Source organism: Streptomyces sp. NPDC088730, assembly GCF_044751215.1.
In the GTDB taxonomy this organism is placed as follows: domain Bacteria; phylum Actinomycetota; class Actinomycetes; order Streptomycetales; family Streptomycetaceae; genus Streptomyces.
In genome coordinates this window covers 841308-858520 of sequence record NZ_JBIVLK010000002.1, presented here as the reverse complement: position 1 = coordinate 858520, position 17213 = coordinate 841308, and the positions used below count along the sequence as shown (strand labels likewise).

Sequence of the window (17213 nt, the reverse complement as noted above, 5' to 3'; positions counted from 1 at the left end):
GCGCTCTACCCGAGGTCGGTCAGCTCGTCCGCGTACACCTGGGAGAGCGGCTGGGGGCCCACGTACTGCTGGCAGTTGCATCCGCCCGACTCGAAGCGGACCGGCTTCTTCTGCTCGTCCCAGGCGGTCGGCACCTCGACCAGCTCATGGCACTTGCCCTGCTTGTCGTGCTTGGCGAGGTGGTGCGTGCAGCCGCAGACCGGCTCCGGCGGCTTGTTCGCCGCCTCGACGGCCAGCCGCTCCCGCTTGCCGGCCTCCAGCAGTTCCAGCCTGCGCTCGTGCCGGTTGCGCAGCGCCGTACGGGCGTTGTCGACCAGCCAGCCGAATCCGCCCGTCCAGAAGATGATCAGCAACCACCAGTACCACTCCATGACACGCCCTCCCCCAGAGTCCTTCGTGTACGCGCCAAGGATAGGACCGCAGTCAGCGGTGTGCCCCGCCCCCGGAGGAGATCAGCGCGCCGGGCGCGGGCGCCCCGATCAGCACCCGGACCACCCAACGCCGGTGCAGGAGCGCCTTGGTGACGCCGATCAGCCCGATGAGCCAGCTGATCAGGCCGAGCCCCATGCCGAGGGCGACCAGCCCGTAGGTGTCGTCCCCACGGGTGGCACCGGCCGGAACGGCGACGCAGGTGAACAGCCCGCCCGCGCAGAGCAGGAAGGAGAGCAGCAGCCAGACCAGGCTCGTACGCGGCAGCCGGAGCGGCCGGTCGCCCACCGGATCGCGGTCCAACTCGCCCCATTCCACGAGCAGTCGGCGGACCCGGACGTCGCGGCGCAGCCCGACGACGACCAGGATGACGGCCGGCACCAGGGCGCCCGCGCCCAGGGCGAGGAAGACCACCCCGAAGATGGCGCCGAAGTAGTCGTAGGACTCCCCGAAGAGGATGAACGCCGTGCCGGCCAGCGACCAGCCGAGCGCGCCGAGCCCACCCCAGAGCCACAGCAGGCCGAGCCGCCCCGGCCCCAGGTGCATCTTCACCAACTCACCGAGGATCAGGGCCCGGTCGGCGAGCAGGGCGCCCCGGTCGGGCCAGGTGCGTATCTCCACGGGCGGCGGGGGCGGCGGCAGCGCTGAACGGCGGGGCATGGCCGAGACCCTACCGAGTGCGCCCGGCCAGGACAGCTCCCGGGACCGGGCGTCAGGCGTTGCGCAGGGCCTCGATGTCGAGCCGCTTCATGCCGAGCATCGCCTTCATGGCGCGTGCCGCCTTCTCCGGGTCCGGGTCCGTCAGGGCCTCACCGAGGCCGGGCGGGATGATCTGCCAGGAGACGCCGAACCTGTCCTTGAGCCAGCCGCACTGGCTCTCCTGTCCGCCGTCCGCGGTGAGCTCGTCCCACAGCCGGTCCGCCTCCTCCTGGGAGGCGCATTCGACGGAGAGGGACACGGCCTCGCTGAACGGGAACTCGGGGCCGCCGTTGAACGCGATGTACTCCGTGCCCTCCAGCTGGAACCGCACGGTCATCACGGTGCCCGGCTCGCCGGGTGACGACGGGGTCCAGCGGGTCACGTCCAGGACGCGGGAGTCGCCGCCGACGACCGAGACGTAGTGGTCCGCGGCCTCCTCGGCCCGGTTCTGGTCGAACCACAGGAACGTGGTGACTTTCTGCATGGTCTTCTCCTCGCACGGTGGTGCGGACGGTCGTGCAGGGTAGACCGGTCCCGGGCCCGGAACTCATCGGCCGGCCCGGTCCAGCGGCATCGCGTTCCCGTCCGTCGCGGGTCGGCTCCGCCGGCCGTACGGACTCGGCGCGCGCCTCGTCCGTACGGCCCATCCTGACCAGCAGATCCCCGTGGTCGCCCGGCAGCAAGTCGTACGCCTTGAGGGCGGGGCCCGGCCGAGCTCCCTCCCACAGCCGGGCCCCGCCTCCCGGCTCCGCGCCTCAGCCCCGTGTCTCAGCTCCGCGCCGAACGGGGCACGGCCGGGTCGGCATCTCCCGCGGGATGGGTCCGGAGGTCTTCCGGACCGGCCACCGGTACGCCCGCCGGTCCGGTGACCGGAGCGGTCGCCGTCCCGGCCCCGTCCGGGGCCGCCGTCCCGGCGCCCCGGTCGCGCGGGAGCAGGACCAGCGCGGCCAGCGTCCCCGCCGCGAGGAGCCCGGCGGCGGCCCAGAAGGCCGTCGCGTATCCGGAGACCAGGTCGGCCGGCCGGCTGGAGTCCCCGCTGACCCGCGCGGCGACCGTCACCAGGACCGCGAGCCCGAGCGAGCCGCCGACCTGCCGGGCACTGTTCAGCAGCCCAGAGGCCATCCCGGTCTCCCCGGCCGCGACATCGGTCGTGGCGGCGGTGCCGAGCGGGACGAAGCACATGCCGATGCCGACGGCGCAGACCACGGACGGGCCGAGGACGAAGGTGAGGAAGGAGCCGTCCGTCCGGGCGGTGGCCGCGAACCCGGCGATGCCGAGAGCGGCCAGCGAGCCGCCCAGGGCCAGCAGCCGCCGGGTACCGAGCGCCGCGACCGTACGGGTGGCGATGACCGAGCCCACCACGACGCCCGCGCTGAACGGCAGGAAGGCGCTTCCGGCCGCGGTCGGTCCGTAGCCGAGCACCTGCTGCAGGCAGAGCGAGACGAAGTAGAAGGCGGCGAACTGACCGGAGCTGAGCAGCAGGCAGAACAGGTTCGCCGTCAGGACCGGCCGCCCCTTCAGCAGACCGGGCCGCAGCAGCGGATGCGCGGTGCGCTGTTCGACGGCGACGAAGGCGACGAGCAGCAGGGCCGCGGCGCCGAGCGTGCAGAGGGTCCTGGCGGAGCCCCACGGATGGGCCGAGGTCCCCACGAGCCCGAGGACGAGCAGGGTCGTACCGCAGGTGGCGAGCAGCGCCCCGGCCACGTCGAGCCGGGCACCGGGCCCCGCGGGTCCCGCGGTCGGCCCGGTGCGCAGGGAGGCGAGGAGGGCGAAGACCACGATGGGCACGTTGACGAGCATCACCGCACGCCAGCCCGCCGCGTCCGTGAGCACCCCGCCGGCCAGCACCCCGACCGCGCCGCCCGCCGCCCCCGCCATGCCCCAGAGCCCGAGGGCGCGGGAGCGCGCCGGTCCGGCCGGGAAGGCGATGGCGATCAGCGCGAAGGCCACCGGGGCGAGCGCGGCGGCGCCGACCCCCTGCACCGCCCGCGCGGCCAGCAGCGTGCCCGGCGACGCGGCGAGCCCGCCGGCCAGGCTCGCCGCCCCGAAGAGCACCAGGCCGCCGATCAGCACGGGCCGGCTGCCGAGCAGATCGGCGAGCCGCCCGCCGAGCATCAGCAGCCCGCCGAAGGCGAGCGCGTACGCGTTCACGACCCACAGGAGCCCCTGCGGTGTGAAGCCAAGACCGGCCCGCATGTCCGGCAGCGCGACGTTCACCACGGACATGTCCAACGCCACCATGAACTGCACGGTGAGAGCTACCAGCAGGAGCCAACGCGTCTGCCGTGACGGGTCGTTCACGGTCTTCCCCTTCCCTCGCGGTCACTCGGTCACGCTATTACCATACGCGTATAGAAATTATGTACGAAGACCTTGGCCCGGAGGCGCGAAGACCTTGGGAGGAGAGGGAGGAGAGGAGGGACAATGACCGGGTGTCAGGGACAGAGAAGAAACCGCCGGGGCCGAAGCGGTCCGTAGGGCGTCCGCGCAGGCTCGATCCGGACGCCATGGTCGCCACGGCGCGCCGCATCATCGAGGAAGAGGGTCTGGACGCCCTGAGCATGCGGCGGGTGGCGAAGGAGCTCGGCTCCACCCCGATGGCGCTCTACCACTACGTCCAGGACAAGGACGAGCTGCTGATGCTCACCCTGTCCGGGACGGCGGCCGCCTTCCCGCGCCCGGAGCTGCCCGCGGACCCGCGCGAGCGGCTGACCGCCGTCGCCGCGCACATGCACGGAATCCTGGCGCAGATCCCCTGGGTGCTCGACATCCTCGCGCTGGGCGAGCTGACCGACCGCAACGCCCTCTGGATGGTCGAGGAGATCATCGGCTGCGCACTCGACTGCGGCCTCTCCCCCGGCCAGGCGGTCCGCGCCTACCGGACGATCTGGAGCTACGTCTACGGCGACCTGGTCTTCCGCCGGGCCGCCGCCAGACGGGCCGAGCACCCGCCGTCCAGGCGGTACTTCCCCGACATGGTCACCGAGGCGGACGCGGCGGAGCTGCCCCGGCTCACCGCGGTCAAGGACGACTGGCGGACGTACGCCGCCGACTACGACGTCGCGGACGAACTCGACGCGATCGTCACCGGTCTGCTGGCCCGAGGGACTCGAAGCGCCAGCGGTGCACCGGCCGGGTGACGGCCCCCGCGTCCGGCTCGGGCAGCTCCGGCAGCTCGTCGCCGTAGGCGCCCTCCCACCAGGTGACGACCAGGACCCGGTCCTGCGGGGCGCGCAGCAGTTCGCTGCGCAGCGGCGGCCGCGCCAGCTCGCCCGCGCGGGCGCGGGCCCATTCCAGCAGCTCCGCGCCCCGGCCCTCGGTGGCGCGGGCCTCCCACATCAGGGCGACCGTCGTACCGCTCATGAGTAGAGGTTGTCCTTGCTGATCTCGTGCACGTGATCGTGATCATGCGTGTGCGCGTGCTCGTGGCCGTGGGCGCCGGGTACGTGGGTCTCGGTCACCGGCAGCGAGGAGTCCGCCGACAGCTCCAGGTCCGAGGGGGCGCGGTTACGGGCCACCATCTCCGCGCCCAGGGCGGCGACCATCGCGCCGTTGTCGGTGCACAGACCGGGCCTCGGCACCCGCAGCCGGATGCCGGCGCGCTCGCAGCGCTCCTGGGCGAGTGCCCGCAGCCGCGAGTTGGCCGCGACCCCGCCGCCGATCATCAGGTGGTCGACGCCCTCGTCCTTGCAGGCGCGGACGGCCTTCCGGGTGAGCACGTCCACCACGGCCTCCTGGAACGACGCCGCCACGTCCCGCACCGGCACCTCCTCGCCCGCCGCGCGCTTCGCCTCGATCCAGCGGGCGACGGAGGTCTTCAGGCCGGAGAAGGAGAAGTCGTACGCGGGGTCGCGCGAGCCGGTCAGACCGCGCGGGAACGCGATGGCCTCCGGGTCGCCCTCCCTCGCGAGCCGGTCGATGACCGGGCCGCCGGGGAAGCCGAGGTGCAGCACCCGGGCGATCTTGTCGAAGGCCTCGCCCGCCGCGTCGTCGATGGTCGCGCCGAGCGGCCGTACGTCGCTGGTGATGTCGGGCGCCAGCAGCAGCGAGGAGTGCCCGCCGCTGACCAGCAGCGCCATCGTCGGCTCGGGCAGCGGGCCGTGCTCCAGCTGGTCGACGCAGATGTGCGAGGCCAGGTGGTTCACCCCGTACAGCGGCTTGTTCAGCGCGTACGCGTACGCCTTCGCCGCCGAGACGCCGACGAGCAGCGCACCGGCCAGTCCCGGACCGGCGGTGACGGAGATGCCGTCGAGGTCCCGGCCGCTGACCCCGGCCTCCTTCAGCGCGCGCTCGATGGTCGGGACCATCGCCTCCAGATGCGCGCGGGAGGCGATCTCCGGGACGACGCCGCCGAAGCGGGCGTGCGTGTCGACACTGGACGCGACGGCGTCGGCGAGCAGCGTCGTCCCCCGGACGATACCGACGCCGGTCTCGTCGCAGGAGGTCTCGATACCGAGTACGAGCGGTTCGTCAGCCATCAGTCAGATCTCTGTTTCCTGTACGTGCCCCGGTACGTCTTCGTGTACGTGGAGGCGCATGACGAGTGCGTCGATGTTGCCGGGCTGGTAGTAGCCGCGCCGGAAGCCGATCGGTTCGAAGCCGAAGCGTTCGTACAGCTTCTGCGCCCGGGTGTTGTCGACCCGGACTTCGAGGAGCACCTCGGCGCACTCGAAGGCCGTGGCGTGCTTCAGCAGGTCGGTCAGCAGCTCGGAGCCGAGGCCGCCGCCCCAGTGGTCGCGGGAGACGGCGATCGTCTGTACGTCGGCGAGGTCACCGGCCGCCGCCAGTCCCGCGTAGCCGACGATCCGGCCGGTGGCCGGGTCCTCCGCGACGACGTAGCGGCGGGTCGCCCGCGGGCCTCTGGCGTGGGCCAGCTCGGACCAGAACATGCCGGGTGACCAGGCGTCGTCCGGGAACAGCTCGTGCTCCAGGTCGAGCACCGGCTCGATGTCCCACCAGCGCATCTCGCGCAGGGTGGCGGTCGCGGTGGTCACTTCGGCGTGACCACCTTGTAGTTCTTCGGGACCTGCGCGTCGGGCCTGCGGAGGTAGAGCGGCGTCGGCGGCAGCATCCCGCCGCCCGAGGCGAGCCGCTCGGCGGCGAGGGCGGCCAGCGCACCGGCCGCGACGTGCTCGGGGCCGCGCGCGTCCGGGAACGCCTCGGGGTAGAGCACCGCGCCCGCCCCGACGACGGGGAGCCCGGCGAGCCGCTCCGCGATCTCTGCGGGCCGGTCCACGGCGGGCTCGCCGGTCCGGGTGCGGGGGTCCTCGTACCGGGCCCAGTAGACCTCCTTGCGGCGGGCGTCCGTCGCGACGGCGAACGGTCCCTCGACGCCGTCCTGTCCGGCGGCGTACGCGAGGCCGTCCAGGGTGCACAGCCCGTGCACGGGCACCGACAGCACGGACCCGAAGGTCGCGGCCGTCACCAGGCCGACCCGCAGCCCGGTGTACGGGCCGGGGCCGACGCCCACGACCACGTCCGTCACGGCGTCGAGCTTCACCCCGGCGGCGGCGAGGACCCGGTCGACGGCGGGCAGCAGCAGCTCCCCGTGCCTCCGGGCGTCGACCTGACCGGACTCGGCGACGACACGGGTCCCGTCGTGCAGGGCGACGGTGACGGCAGGGGTAGCGGTATCCATAGCGAGCAAGAGCACGCAAACAGCCTACGGCTCCCGCGCGGGGGCGGCCGCGCCCCGTACGGCGTCCCGGCAGCCGGGGCCACGGCTGCTACCGTCACCCGGTATACGCGGAGTACGTGTAAACGCTTGTACGACAACCAACAGCGAAAGAGGCGCGCACGGTGTCTAGGGGCAGCTCGGGAATCGTGGTCGCGCTCACCGCGGCGGCCGTGGCCGCGGTGAGCTTCCTGGCCTACCAGGCGTCGGCGAACGCGCCCGCCAGCGTCGCCCCGAAGCCGAAGGCGTCCAGCAGCTCGCCGGCCGCCGGGCACGCCAAGCCGAAGCCCACGAAGGACCCGCTCGCGGTCCCCGGCTCCTCCGGCACGGGGGCGCGGGTCGTGTACGCGCTGGGTGACCGGCGGGTCTGGCTGGTGGACGCGAAGGGCAAGGCGACCCGGACCTTCAAGGTCATGCCGAGCGCGGTCAGCGCGCTCCCGGGGACGTACCAGGTCACCTCGCGCTCCGGCAGCGTCACCGGCTCCGACGGGGTGCCGATCGAACACGTGGTGCGGTTCGCGACGACCGACGACGTGGCCATCGGCTTCAGCGCCGCGCAGGACGGCTCGATGGAGAGCCCGGACCCGACGCTGAAGGCGGGCGGCGTGCGGATGTCCCGTGCGGACGGCAACGCGGTGTGGACGTTCGCCACGGTCGGCGCGAAGGTGGTCGTGGTCCCGTAACCACGTCGAGCCCGTCCGGCGCCGGAGAACGTCTCTGACCTGAGCAGATTCAAGCCCGTCCGGCGACCGAGGACATCTCTGACCTCAGCAGATTCAAGCCCGTCCGGCGATTGAGGACGTCTTCGAGCTCAGCCACGTCAAGCCCGTCCGGCGATTGAGGACATCCGTAAGCTCCGCCGGCCCCGGCCGGCCCCACGCTTCGGCCCTCAATCGCCCGACGGACCACACGCGCCGCACGGGCTCGAAACGCCCTCACCCTCACGCGGCGCGGGCGCCTCTTCCGGCGGCGTCGATACCGCGCTCGCCGCCGCCCCCGCCGCCAGCAGCTCGGTCATCGATACCGCACGCGGCGGCCGCAGGTCACTCTCGGATGTCGGCATGGACGCCTCCTGGGGCTCCGGTGGAAGGCACGGTTAGGCAGACCTAACCTGCTCTCACCCTCCATGTCACCACGCCCGCCCCGCCCCGCGCAACAATTTACCGACACCGCGTCGGAAAGCGGCCCCGCTCAGGCGGCCGCGTCCGACGCCCACGGCTCCCAGGACTCATCGGGCAGTCCGGCCCAGCGCGCACCCACGCCCACCAGCGTCACCACGCGCCGCTCGTCGTCGGTGTCCCCGACCGCCCGGTCGATCAGCACCTGGAGCCGGTCGTCCGCCAGCTCCTCGACCTTGCCGTCGCCCCACTCGACGACCACCACCGACTCCGGCAGCGACACATCGAGGTCGAGGTCCTCCATCTCGTCGAGCCCGCCGCCCAGCCGGTAGGCGTCGACATGGACCAGCGCCGGGCCGTCCCCGAGCGGCGGATGGACGCGGGCGATCACGAACGTGGGGGACGTGACGGCGCCGCGCACCCCCAGGCCCTCACCGAGGCCGCGGGTCAGGGTGGTCTTCCCCGCGCCCAGCTCTCCGGTGAGCATCACGAGGTCGCCGGGGCGCAGCACACCGGAGATCCGGCGGCCCAGGGCCTGCATCTGTTCGGGGGAATCGACGGTCAGCCTCACGCTGACGGTGCCGGGCGCGTTCGCGGCGGTCTCAGCGGCCGCCGGGCTGTTGTGCGGTGCTTCCATGCCCGCCAACGTTAGAGGATTCCGGTACGGCTCCCGCCCGCACCAGCAGGTCCGCGAGCCGGTCGGTCACCGTCTCCGGGTGCTCCAGCATCACCAGGTGCCCGGCGTCCGGGACGATGACCAGTTCCGCGTCGGGCAGCCGGTCCGCGATCGCCTCGCTGTGCGAGCTGGGCGTCACCAGATCCTTGTCCCCCGCCAGGATCAGCACCGGGACGTCCCGGAAGAGCGGCAGCGCGGCGCTCTTGTCGTGCTCGGTGAAGGCCGGGTAGAACTCCGCGACGACATCGATCGGCGTGGACTCGATGAGGCGCTCCGCGAACCGTTCGACCGCCGGGTCCACGTCCCGCGAACCGAACGAGTACCGCTTGATGAGCCCCGCGAACAGGTCCGCGGTCGCCCGCCTGCCCCGCTCCACCAGCTCCGCCTGCGAGCCGAGCGCCCTCAGCACCCCGGGCAGCACCCGCCGTACCGCGTTCACGCCCGCCACCGGCAGCCCGAAGTTGACCTCGCCGAGCTTCCCGCTCGACGTACCGACGAAGGCGACGGCGACGACCCGGTCGCGCATCAGGGCCGGGTACTGGTCGGCGAGCGCCATCATCGTCATGCCGCCCATGGAGTGCCCGACCAGCACCAGCGGTCCCTCGGGGGCGGCCGCGTCGATCACGGCCTTGAGGTCGCGGCCGAGCTGGTCGATGCCGACGTGGACGCCCTGCGCCTGGGCCCGGCCGCGCTCCGAGCGGCCGTGGCTGCGCTGGTCCCAGTGGACCGTGCGCACGAGTCCGCGCAGGGCCGCGCGCTGGAAGTGCCAGGAGTCCTGGCTGAGGCAGTAGCCGTGGCTGAAGACGACCGTGACGGGGGCGGGGGCCTTGCGCCCGAACAGCCGGCGCCTGCGCGGACCGGCGGCGTTGCCGGGAGGCGTACCGTCGGGGCCGTTTCCGGGGTCCACCTCGTCGACCTCGTAGTACAGCTCGGTGCCGTCGTCGGCGGTGGCCCGGCCCGGCAGCCCGCGCAGCGAGCCGTACGGGCCGGTGGCGTCCAGCGCCAGCCGGGCCCGCTTCCGCATTCCCCGGCCGACCGTCAGGCGCTCGACCGCGACACCGGCGGCGGCGCCCGCCGCGATCACGCCTATGGCGGCCCCGGCGACCCCCGCCCGGCGCCAGCCGGCCGCCGAAGCGGCCGTCGCCATCGCGTCCCCCGCGCTGATCTCGCTCACCGTGCCGCGCTCCTCGTGGGTCGTGTCCTTCGGGTCGGGGCCGGTCCGATCACATCAGTTCCGATCGGCCGGTCCCAGTCCAATCCGCTCCGATCTGACCGGACCGGATCTGATCGTGCCTGGTCAGGGACGCTTCCTCGGTCAGGACCCGGCCGACTTGCCGTCGGCGGTCCCGTCCGCCGTCCCGTTCCGGTAGACGCGTGGCACCCGGCCGCCGATCCGGGTGACGATCTCGTACGCGATCGTGTCCGCCGCCCGCGCCCAGTCCTCCGCGCTCGGCTCGCCCCGGTCACCGGGGCCGAACAGCACCGCGTCGCTGCCCTCCGCGACCACGTCGCCGTCCAGGTCGACGACGAACTGGTCCATCGCCACCCGGCCCGCGACCGTCCGCCGGACCCCGCCGACCAGGACCGGGCCCCGGCCGGAGGCGTGGCGCGGGATGCCGTCCGCGTACCCCACCGGCACCAGGCCGAGCGTGGTCTCGCCGCTCGTCGTGTAGTGGTGCCCGTAGCTGATGCCGTGCCCGGCGGGCACCTGCTTGACCAGGGCGACGGAGGCGGCGAGCGTCATCACCGGACGGAGCCCGAAATCCGCCGGGGTGCCCAGCTCGGGGCTGGGCGAGATGCCGTACATGGCGATGCCGGTCCGCACCAGGTCGAAGTGCGACTCGGGGACGGTCAGCGTGGCCGGGGAGTTGGCGATGTGCCGCACCTCGGGCTCTGCGCCCGCCTTCTCCGCGTACGCGACCATGTCCCGGAACACGGTCAGCTGGGCGGCGATGGAGGGGTGTCCCGGCTCGTCGGCGCAGGCGAAGTGGGACCAGAGACCGGTGATCCGGACCGTCCCGGCCTGCTCCGCGGTGCGGGCGGCGGCGACCAGCTCGGGCCAGTCGGCGGGCTGGCAGCCGTTGCGGCCGAGGCCGGTGTCGGCCTTGAGCTGGATACGGGCGGGGCGGCCGGCCTCCGCGGCCGCCGCGGTGACCTCGCGCAGCGCCCACATGCCGCTGACCGAGACATCGACATCGGCCTCGACCGCCTCGCGCCAGGGCCCGCCCGGCGTCCACAGCCAGCACATCACCCGGCCGCCGAGCCCCGCCGCGCGCAGCGCCAGCGCCTCCTGCGGGGTGGCGGTGCCCAGCCAGGTCGCACCGGCTTCGAGCGCCGCACGGGCGCAGGGCACCGCGCCGTGTCCGTACGCGTCGGACTTGACGACGGCCATGAGCTGCGCGCCGGACGCACGGGCGCGCAGAACGCGCACGTTGGCGCGGAGTGCGGCGAGGTCGATCTCGGCACGGGCTCTCAGGGACGCTGTCTCGTTCATCGCGCCCAGTCTCTCAGAGCCGTGTCCCGGAGCCGTACGGAGCGGCCTTCCGGCGCCGCTCGCGGCAGGGTGCGCCGGGGTCCGGGTCAGTGGTGGCGCAGCTCGTGTTCCAGGTGGTCGACGAGGACCGGTACGTGGCTGTGCGGGACGTCCTTGACCGCGGTCACCAGCGTCACCGGCCCGCCGTCGCGGACCAGCGCGACGAGTTCACCGACGGCGGCGGTGTGCACGGGGTCGGCCAGTTCGGCGCGGTAGCGGTCGACGAAGTCGTCGTAGCGGGTGCCGGAGCGGTCCTCGTGGTACCAGGAGCGCAGTTCCTTCGACGGGGTGAGGTCCTTGAGCCACTTGTCGATCGCGGCACGTTCCCTGGCGACCCCGCGCGGCCAGAGCCGGTCGACCAGCACCCGGGTGCCGTCGCCGTCCTCCCGCGGGTCGTACACCCGGCGTACGCGCACGTCACTGCTGCTGTTGCCCACGGCCGGGCCCCTCTCGTCTCGGCGCTTCCAGGATCGCTCAGGCCCGTACGTCCCGCCAGGCCGAACGGATGGCCTCCGCGACGTCCTGGGCGGCGACCGGGGAGCCGTCGGAGGCGTGCCGGGCCGCGAGGCCGTGCAGGTGGGCGCCGACGGAAGCGGCGTCGCGGGGGGCGAGACCGGCGGCGAGCAGCGAGCCGGTCAGCCCGGAGAGCACGTCGCCGCTGCCCGCCGTGGCGAGCCAGGAGGTGCCGGTCGGGTTGACCCGCACGGGGGCGCCCGGCTCGTCGGCGGCGATCAGCGTCGTCGAGCCCTTGAGCAGAACGGTGGCGCGGAACCGGGAGGCGAGTTCGCGCACGGCGGCGAGCCGCCCCGCCTCGACCTCCTCGCGCGCTACGCCGAGCAGGGCCGCGGCCTCCCCGGCGTGCGGGGTCAGGACGGTGGGGGCGGTGCGCTCCCGGACCACGTCGGCGTCCAGCAGCCGCAGCCCGTCCGCGTCGATCAGCACCGGGACGTCGGCGGCCAGCACGTCGGAGACGGCCTCCACGGCGTCCGTCCCGTCACCCAGCCCCGGACCGACGACCCAGGCCTGCACCCGCCCCGCCCTGGACGGCGGGCCCGCGTGGACCAGGGTCTCCGGGTGCCGCGCGATGACCGCGTCCGCCCCGGGGCCGACGTAGCGCACCGCCCCGGCCCCGCCGCGCAGCGCCCCGGAGACGGCCAGCACCGCCGCGCCCGGGTAGCGCGCGGAGCCGGCGGCGATGCCCACGACGCCGCGCCGGTACTTGTCGCTCTCTGCGCCCGGTACCGGCAGCAGCGCGGCCACGTCCGCGTACTGGAGCGCCTCCAGGTCCGGCACGGCGGGCAGTTCGGCGCCGAGCCCGATGTCGACGAGGCGCAGCGCCCCGGCCCGTTCCGCGGCCGGGTCGATGAGGAGCCCCGGCTTGTACGCCCCGAAGGTGACGGTCGCGTCGGCGCGGACCGCGTCCCCGAGCACCTCACCGGTGTCGGCCTCGACGCCGCTGGGCAGGTCGACGGCGACGACGGGCGCGTCGTGTGCCGTGTACCGGGCCACGAGCGCGGCGGCGGCGGGCCGCAGTCCGCCGCGCCCGCCGATGCCGGTGACGGCGTCGACGACGAGGTCCACGCGGCCCGCCCAGTCCCGGTGCCTGCTCGTCGCCGGGACGTCGAGGCCGTCCACCACCCGGCCGCCCGCCGCGCGCAGCGCCTCGCTCCCGCCCTCGTGGGCCCGGCCCGGCGAGACCCGTACGGCGAGCACACCGGCCCCGCGCCGGGCGAGCCGGGCGCCCGCGTACAGCGCGTCGCCGCCGTTGTCGCCGCTGCCGACGAGGAGGACGACGCGGGACCCGTACACCCGGCCGCCGCGCCGCAGCAGGTCGGTGCAGGCGGCGGCGAGCCCCGCGGCGGCGCGCTGCATCAGCGTGCCCTCCGGGAGCCGTGCCATGAGGGCCTGTTCGGCGGCCCGTACGGTCGAGACGCTGTACGCAGTACGCATGGCTCCAACGTACGCAGAAAACGTCCGCCACGCCCCGGCCCGCCGCGCTCCCGCCGGCCGGCGACACCCGGCTCAGCCCTCCGCGATCATCACCTCAGCCCTCCGCGATCACCACGGCGGACGCCACCCCCGCGTCATGGCTGAGCGACACGTGCCACTGCCGCACGCCCAGTTCGGCGGCGCGGGCGGCGACCGTGCCGCTCACCCGCAGCCGGGGCTGCCCGCTCGCCTCGACGTACACCTCCGCGTCCGTCCAGAGCAGCCCGGCGGGGGCGCCGAGCGCCTTGGCGAGCGCCTCCTTCGCGGCGAACCGCGCGGCCAGCGAGGCGATCCCCCGCCGCTCACCGTCCGGAAGCATCAACTCGCTCTCCAGGAAGAGGCGTTGAGCCAACTTCGGGGTGCGCTCCAGCGCCTCGTCGAACCGCTCGATCTCCGCCACGTCGATACCGACCCCGATGATCACGCGCGCACCCCCACAGCTGCCCCGCTCATGTCACTCCACTCACTCACTCCACGGTGACGGACTTCGCCAGATTGCGCGGCTGGTCCACTTCGTTGCCCCGGGCCGTCGCCAGCTCGCAGGCGAAGACCTGGAGCGGAACGGTGGCGACCAGCGGCTGAAGCAGCGTAGGCGTTGCGGGAATCCGGATGAGGTGGTCGGCGTACGGGACGACGGTCTCGTCGCCCTCCTCCGCGATGACGACGGTGAGCGCGCCCCGGGCCCGGATCTCCTGGATGTTCGAGACGATCTTGCCGTGCAGCACCGAGCGCCCGCGCGGTGACGGCACCACCACGACGACCGGCAGGCCCTCCTCGATCAGCGCGATCGGCCCGTGCTTCAGCTCCCCGGCGGCGAACCCCTCCGCGTGCATGTACGCGAGCTCCTTGAGCTTCAACGCGCCTTCCAGGGCGACCGGGTAGCCGACGTGCCGGCCGACGAAGAGCACCGTGTCGTGGCCCGCCAGCGAACGCGCCAGCGCGCGCACCGGCTCCATGGTCCCCAGGACCCGCCGCACCTCGCCGGAGATCTCGGAGAGCTGCCGGATGACGGTGCGGATCTCGTCACCCCACTTGGTCCCCCGGACCTGGCCGAGGTACAGCGCGACGAGGTAGCAGGCGACGAGCTGGGTGAGGAACGCCTTGGTCGAGGCGACGGCGACCTCCGGCCCGGCGTGCGTGTACAGGACGGCGTCGGACTCGCGCGGGATGGTGGACCCGTTGGTGTTGCAGATGGCGAGGACCTTCGCGCCCTGCTCACGGGCGTGCCGCAGCGCCATCAGGGTGTCCATCGTCTCGCCGGACTGCGAGATCGCGATGACGAGCGTGCGCTGGTCCAGGATCGGGTCCCGGTAGCGGAACTCGCTGGCCAGCTCGGTCTCGCAGGGGATCCGGGTCCAGTGCTCGATGGCGTACTTGGCGATCATCCCGGCGTGGAACGCGGTCCCGCAGGCGACGATCACCACCTTGTCGACCTCGCGCAGCTCCGCCCGGGTGATCCGCACCTCGTCGAGGTGCAGGGTCCCCTCCGGGTCGATCCGGCCGAGGAGGGTGTCGGTGACGGCCTTCGGCTGCTCGGCGATCTCCTTGAGCATGAAGGAGGGGTAGCCGCCCTTCTCCGCCGCGGACGCGTCCCAGTCCACGTGGTACGGCAGCACCTCTGCGGGCCGCCCGTCGAACCCGGTGACGACGACACCGTCCCGGCTCAGCTCCACCACCTGGTCCTGGCCCAGCTCGATCGCGGACCGGGTGTGCGCGATGAACGCGGCGACGTCGGAGGCCAGGAACGCCTCGCCCTCCCCCACCCCCACCACGAGCGGAGAGTTCCGCCGGGCCCCGACCACCACGTCGGGGGCGTCCGCGAACACCGCGACGAGCGTGAACGCCCCTTCGAGCCTCCGGCAGACCTGCCGCATCGCCCCGGCCGGGTCCTCGCCGCCCGCGTACTCCTCCGCGAGGAGGTGGGCGACGACCTCGGTGTCGGTCTCGGATGCCAGCTCGTGGCCGCGCCCGGTCAGTTCGGACCGCAGGACGGCGAAGTTCTCGATGATCCCGTTGTGCACGACGGCGACGCGTCCGGCGTTGTCCAGGTGCGGGTGGGCGTTGACGTCGGTCGGACCTCCGTGCGTGGCCCACCGGGTGTGGCCGATCCCTGCGCTCCCGGCCGGCAGCGGCCGCTCGACCAGCAGCTTCTCCAGATTGACGAGCTTCCCGGCCCGCTTCGCGGCGGCCAGCCCGCCATCAGCGAGGACGGCGATCCCGGCGGAGTCGTACCCCCGGTACTCCAACCGCTTGAGTCCCGCGACGACGACGTCCTGCGCCGACTGCCCACCGACGTATCCGACGATCCCGCACATATCGGTCCCTTCATGGACGTTTGCTTATGTTCCTCGCATAGTCGCAGAAGCATCCGGCATTTCACGCCCACGTCGGCGGCATCGAGCCCGTCCGGCGATCCAGGGCACCGCGTCGCCGGAGGCTGCGCCGCGACTGCCCACCCGCGCCGCCTCCGGCACCGGGCATCCGGAAGCCGGGCGGGCACGACGCGGTCCCCGCGCCAGGAGCACGGCCACCCCGAAGGCGTAACCGAGCCGCCGGAAGGGTGCCCACCGAGCCGCCCTCCGCGCCCGCCCGCTCCGGTGCCCAGGACGGGCTTCTCCGCCCGCTCCGGTGCCCAGGACGGAGCGCGCCGCCCGCCTCCGGCGGGACCGGGCGCGCCGGGTCATCGGCTCCGGCGAGCACACCTTCGAACCCGATTCCGTGGTCCCTGAATTCGTCTCGCATATGGTCGCGACACGAGTCCGCACGGCACCGGGAAAGCATTGGATCCTCGATATCGAACCGAGAACTTCGTCAACGCATCCTGACCCTTGGTGAATTCGATGGACCTGAAGAGCGCCGAGGACTTCCCGAGTCAGCGGACCGGGCAAGGGGGTTCTGACAGTACCTGTATCACCAGGGTCTCCCTGACGTTCCGAACCCCTGTCAACCTGGCGGGGCCGAATGCCCCGACAGCACGCACTGCAGCTCTACCTCATCAGCTGAATTCAGCCGCTGCCCCGAACGCGTGACCATATCGGTGCATTCTGATACGGCAGAAGGAACGGATACCAATGACGGACAACCAATTCACCACTCACACAGAACTATTCGATCTGAGTGGAAAATACGCACTTGTCACTGGCGGCACCAAGGGAATTGGGATGATGATAGCGCGCGGCCTTCTCCAGGCGGGCGCCCGCGTCGTCATCAGCTCACGCGACGCAGACACGTGCACGGAGGCACAGCGGCTGCTATCCGAATTCGGCGACGTCCAAGCAATTCCCGCCGACCTGTCCAGGCACGACGAGTGCCAGCGCCTCGCTGATCTTGTCCAGGCCGACTCGGAACGCCTGGACATCCTCGTCAACAACGCGGGCGCGATGCGTAGCGAGCCGCTGGAGACGTTCCCGGACGAGGCCTGGGATGCCGTGCTCGACCTCAACCTCAAGTCGCCGTTCTGGCTGGTGCAGGCACTGCTCCCGGCACTTCGCAAGGCGGGCACCGCCGATGATCCGGCACGGATCATCAACATCGGCAGTATCGCCGCCATCCACGTCGCCCAGGCGCCCACCTACTCGTACGCCAGCAGCAAAGCGGCACTCCATCAGCTCACCAGAGTGCTTGCCCGGGAGCTGGGCCCACAGCACGTCACGGTGAACGCGGTAGCACCGGGAGTCTTCCCGTCGCAGATGATGGGGGCCACGCTCGATGCCATCGGCGACAAGATCGCGGCGGCTGCCCCACTGCGGCGGCTCGGGCGCGACGACGACATGGCGGGTATCGCCGTGTTTCTCGCCGGCCGGGCCGGGTCCTACCTCACGGGCGCCGTCATCCCGGTAGATGGCGGCACCGCTACGACTGCAACGGGCACTCCCCCCGTCATGGGCCACTGACCAGTACGACTGAACGGGCCTAAGGGCTGTCCCGCAATTCCTGGTGGATCAGCGCGCGGCGTCAGATGCGGTGCATCGCGAGGCGGAGAGGCGCCCGCGTACTGGAGGTATTCGAGCGTTTCGACAACGCGGCGAGGCGCCGTAGCCGGCGTCGCGCGCCCGCCAGGAATTGCGGGACAGCCCTTAGGGTAAGGAGATGGCC

18 protein-coding genes are annotated in these 17213 nt (G+C 72.9%); 3 read left to right on the top strand and 15 right to left on the bottom strand.

From position 1 onward, the window contains the following. Positions 1 to 5: 5 nt before the first annotated feature. From ACIP89_RS10775 to ACIP89_RS10760, 4 genes are all read right to left on the bottom strand, one after another. Positions 6 to 371: a hypothetical protein gene (locus ACIP89_RS10775; RefSeq protein WP_390086349.1), complete on the bottom strand. Its 366-nt coding sequence runs from the start codon at positions 369 to 371 to the stop codon at positions 6 to 8. Between the two features lie 52 nt (positions 372 to 423). Beyond that, positions 424 to 1089 (bottom strand): hypothetical protein, encoded by a 666-nt coding sequence (locus ACIP89_RS10770; protein ID WP_401923535.1) that lies wholly within the window; start codon positions 1087 to 1089, stop codon positions 424 to 426. A gap of 52 nt (positions 1090 to 1141) precedes the next feature. Next, entirely contained in the window at positions 1142 to 1612 is a 471-nt protein-coding gene (locus ACIP89_RS10765; protein WP_402114258.1) for a VOC family protein, read from the bottom strand. A gap of 284 nt (positions 1613 to 1896) precedes the next feature. Further along, a complete protein-coding gene (locus tag ACIP89_RS10760) occupies positions 1897 to 3429 on the bottom strand; it encodes an MFS transporter (protein WP_402114257.1) in 1533 nt (510 codons plus the stop codon). A gap of 131 nt (positions 3430 to 3560) precedes the next feature. Between ACIP89_RS10760 and ACIP89_RS10755 the strand changes: the two genes are divergently transcribed. After that, positions 3561 to 4268 (top strand): TetR/AcrR family transcriptional regulator, encoded by a 708-nt coding sequence (locus tag ACIP89_RS10755; RefSeq protein ID WP_401923531.1) that lies wholly within the window; start codon positions 3561 to 3563, stop codon positions 4266 to 4268. On the opposite strand, the gene ACIP89_RS10750 is transcribed toward ACIP89_RS10755, so the two are convergent. From ACIP89_RS10750 to tsaB, 4 genes are read right to left on the bottom strand one after another with little or no spacing between them, the layout of a single operon-like run. Then, the gene (locus ACIP89_RS10750; protein ID WP_401923528.1) at positions 4213 to 4491 is read right to left on the bottom strand and encodes a hypothetical protein; all 279 of its coding nucleotides are present in this window, start codon (positions 4489 to 4491) and stop codon (positions 4213 to 4215) included. The genes ACIP89_RS10755 and ACIP89_RS10750 overlap by 56 nt on opposite strands. Further along, positions 4488 to 5606: a tRNA (adenosine(37)-N6)-threonylcarbamoyltransferase complex transferase subunit TsaD gene (gene tsaD, locus ACIP89_RS10745; protein ID WP_402114254.1), complete on the bottom strand. Its 1119-nt coding sequence runs from the start codon at positions 5604 to 5606 to the stop codon at positions 4488 to 4490. Before tsaD ends, ACIP89_RS10750 begins: the two co-directional genes overlap by 4 nt. Positions 5607 to 5609: 3 nt before the next feature. Further along, entirely contained in the window at positions 5610 to 6122 is a 513-nt protein-coding gene (gene rimI, locus ACIP89_RS10740; RefSeq protein ID WP_401923522.1) for a ribosomal protein S18-alanine N-acetyltransferase, read from the bottom strand. Further along, complete coding sequence (gene tsaB / locus ACIP89_RS10735) at positions 6119 to 6766, bottom strand: tRNA (adenosine(37)-N6)-threonylcarbamoyltransferase complex dimerization subunit type 1 TsaB (protein WP_401923826.1); 648 nt, start codon at positions 6764 to 6766, stop codon at positions 6119 to 6121. The genes rimI and tsaB overlap by 4 nt, the downstream gene beginning before the upstream one ends. Before the next feature lie 185 nt (positions 6767 to 6951). Here tsaB and ACIP89_RS10730 point away from each other — a divergent pair, with 185 nt between their 5' ends. Continuing rightward, positions 6952 to 7485 carry a hypothetical protein gene (locus ACIP89_RS10730; RefSeq protein WP_401923824.1) on the top strand — a complete coding sequence of 178 codons (534 nt, stop codon included), beginning with the start codon at positions 6952 to 6954 and terminating at the stop codon, positions 7483 to 7485. 508 nt (positions 7486 to 7993) lie between these two features. Here the strand turns inward: ACIP89_RS10730 and tsaE are convergent. From tsaE to glmS, 7 genes are all read right to left on the bottom strand, one after another. Beyond that, the gene (gene tsaE / locus ACIP89_RS10725; protein ID WP_401923516.1) at positions 7994 to 8557 is read right to left on the bottom strand and encodes a tRNA (adenosine(37)-N6)-threonylcarbamoyltransferase complex ATPase subunit type 1 TsaE; all 564 of its coding nucleotides are present in this window, start codon (positions 8555 to 8557) and stop codon (positions 7994 to 7996) included. After that, positions 8523 to 9770 carry an alpha/beta fold hydrolase gene (locus ACIP89_RS10720; protein WP_401923513.1) on the bottom strand — a complete coding sequence of 416 codons (1248 nt, stop codon included), beginning with the start codon at positions 9768 to 9770 and terminating at the stop codon, positions 8523 to 8525. The genes tsaE and ACIP89_RS10720 overlap by 35 nt, the downstream gene beginning before the upstream one ends. Positions 9771 to 9911: 141 nt before the next feature. Beyond that, entirely contained in the window at positions 9912 to 11090 is a 1179-nt protein-coding gene (gene alr, locus ACIP89_RS10715) for an alanine racemase (protein ID WP_401923511.1), read from the bottom strand. An 86-nt stretch (positions 11091 to 11176) separates the two neighbouring features. After that, a complete protein-coding gene (locus ACIP89_RS10710) occupies positions 11177 to 11566 on the bottom strand; it encodes a DUF488 domain-containing protein (protein WP_401923509.1) in 390 nt (129 codons plus the stop codon). A gap of 37 nt (positions 11567 to 11603) precedes the next feature. Beyond that, entirely contained in the window at positions 11604 to 13079 is a 1476-nt protein-coding gene (locus tag ACIP89_RS10705) for an NAD(P)H-hydrate dehydratase (RefSeq protein ID WP_401923506.1), read from the bottom strand. Positions 13080 to 13173: 94 nt separating this feature from the next. Continuing rightward, positions 13174 to 13542: a holo-ACP synthase gene (locus ACIP89_RS10700; protein ID WP_401923504.1), complete on the bottom strand. Its 369-nt coding sequence runs from the start codon at positions 13540 to 13542 to the stop codon at positions 13174 to 13176. 43 nt (positions 13543 to 13585) lie between these two features. Next, positions 13586 to 15433 carry a glutamine--fructose-6-phosphate transaminase (isomerizing) gene (gene glmS, locus ACIP89_RS10695; RefSeq protein WP_402114251.1) on the bottom strand — a complete coding sequence of 616 codons (1848 nt, stop codon included), beginning with the start codon at positions 15431 to 15433 and terminating at the stop codon, positions 13586 to 13588. Between the two features lie 756 nt (positions 15434 to 16189). On the opposite strand from glmS, the gene ACIP89_RS10690 reads away from it, so the two are divergent. Further along, positions 16190 to 17011 (top strand): SDR family oxidoreductase, encoded by an 822-nt coding sequence (locus ACIP89_RS10690; protein WP_402114249.1) that lies wholly within the window; start codon positions 16190 to 16192, stop codon positions 17009 to 17011. Positions 17012 to 17213: the final 202 nt, after the last annotated feature.